Below are 440 nucleotides of genomic sequence, written 5' to 3'. Positions count from 1 at the left end.
ACATATTCACCAATCATGCTCAAGCAAATCAATTGAATGCCACCAAGCACCCAAATTGACGTAATAAGCGAAGTCCACCCGCTGACAACGTTTCCGTTGATTTTTTGGACAATTGAATAAATAAATAACCCAATTCCGATTAAAACAACCAGTAAACCAAGATTCATGATCAGCTTGATCGGCACGGTCGAAAATGACGTAATGCCATCCATCGCAAATTTAATCATCTTCTTTAACGGATACTTTGATTCACCAGCAAAACGTTCTTTTCTCGCATAATAAACCTTATCTGAAGTATAGCCGACAAGCGGCACCATACCCCTTAAAAACAGATTTCTTTCGTCAAAACGTAATAATCCTTCAGTTGCTCGTTTGCTGAGCAATCGGTAATCAGCTGAATTAGGCACCATGTCGACGCCTAATTTGCTCATCAAAGAATA

1 pseudogene is annotated in these 440 nt (G+C 39.3%); it reads right to left on the bottom strand.

From position 1 onward, the window contains the following. Positions 1-440: pseudogene (locus tag V7Z60_RS10135) on the bottom strand (glycosyltransferase); the annotation flags it as partial.

This window comes from Ligilactobacillus sp. (assembly GCF_036846325.1).
Taxonomy (GTDB): domain Bacteria; phylum Bacillota; class Bacilli; order Lactobacillales; family Lactobacillaceae; genus Ligilactobacillus.
The sequence above is the reverse complement of the archived record's forward strand: the minus strand, read 5'-3'. Positions and strand labels throughout refer to the sequence as shown.